The organism is Demequina silvatica, from assembly GCF_000971215.1.
Taxonomy (GTDB): domain Bacteria; phylum Actinomycetota; class Actinomycetes; order Actinomycetales; family Demequinaceae; genus Demequina; species Demequina silvatica.
The window spans coordinates 1-1475 of sequence record NZ_BBMA01000017.1; the positions used below are offsets into that span (position 1 = coordinate 1).

A 1475-nucleotide genomic window follows, 5' to 3' on the forward strand; every position below is an offset into this window, starting at 1 on the left:
GTGCGGGTTCTAGCGATCCCCGCAACACCCTGACTTCAGGGAGTTGCGGGGATCGTGTCGTTTGAGGAGTTGAAGGCTCAGTTCTTTGGGGTGTTGGAGCAGCACGAGGGCAGCATCACGGCGGCTGCGCGTGCGGTCGGGGTCAACCGCAACACGGCGCAGGGCTGGGCTCGCCGCGCTGGGATCGGCGGTCGAGGCAAGGGGGGCATGGGTGGGCATCCCGGCCGGGCCGAGTATGAGCGGTTGCGGGCATCGGGAGTGCGACGGCGTGCTGCCGCGGCTCAGGTCGGCGTCAACGAGCGCACGGCGAAGGACTGGGACCGGGGTGTGCGCAAGTCTCGCAACGCGCGCGTTTACCCTGATGGCCGTCGGATCGACTACAAGACCGGTGTGATCACTATCGAGTCTTTGGCCGTCGGGCCGACTGTGTCCGCGGTTGATGCCGTCCTGGATCCACGGTTCCTCACCATCGTCGACCGCGAGGCGATCGCTGACCTGCGCCGGCAAGGGATGTCGCTGCGCGCGATCGGGCGAGAGCTGGGTCGTCCTGCATCGACTATCAAGCGCGAACTCGACAGTCACGCGGTAGATGGTGTGTATCGACCGCATCGGGCACAGCGGGCGTGGGCGGCCAGCCGTGCCCGTCCCAAGGAATCGAAGCTGGCTCAGCCCGGCCCGTTGCGCGACTTTGTCGTTGAAAAACTGCGCCTGAAGTGGTCGCCCGAACAGATCTGTCACGCTCTGATCGACAAGTATCCGAACGATGAGAGCATGCGCGTGAGTCACGAGACGATCTACCAGGCGCTCTACGTCCAGGCACGGGGTGGACTGACACGCGAGGTCGCTGCCGCGCTGCGAACGGGACGCACTCGCCGCAAGCCGCACCGGAATCCCGAGCAGCGCACGAAGCGCTTCGTGGACGACATGCTGATGATCAGCGAGCGTCCCGCCGAGGTCGAGGACCGTGCCGTGCCAGGCCATTGGGAGGGCGACCTCATCGTGGGCGCGAACAACGCGTCCGCGATCGTCACGCTGGTCGAGCGGTCGACGCGGTACGTGCTGCTGGGCCACCTGCCCGCCGGTCACACCGCCGAAGAGGTCCGCGACGTCCTCGTGCCCCTGATCGGGACCCTGCCCCAGCACCTGCGGGGATCGCTGACTTGGGATCAAGGCAGCGAGATGGCCGGCCACAAGCAGTTCTCGATCGCGACGGGCGTGCCGGTGTACTTCTGCGATCCGCATTCGCCGTGGCAGCGCGGTTCGAACGAGAACACCAACGGCCTGCTGCGCCAGTACTTCCCCAAGGGCACCGACCTGTCCGTCCACAGCGCCTTCGACCTTGAGCACGTCGCCCAGGAGCTCAACGGCCGTCCACGCAAAACGCTCGGCTGGAAAACTCCAGCCGAGCGTCTGCGTGATTTACTCATCACCACCTAGCCAAACACCAGGTGTTGCGAGGACCCCAAGAATCCGCC

General features: G+C 65.9%; 1 protein-coding gene. It reads left to right on the forward strand.

Translation table 11 applies throughout. The features are described 5' to 3' along the window. The first annotated feature begins 258 nt into the window (after positions 1-258). Positions 259-1437 (forward strand): IS30 family transposase, encoded by a 1179-nt coding sequence (locus AOM05_RS13875; protein ID WP_156165209.1) that lies wholly within the window; start codon positions 259-261, stop codon positions 1435-1437. Positions 1438-1475 lie beyond the last annotated feature (38 nt).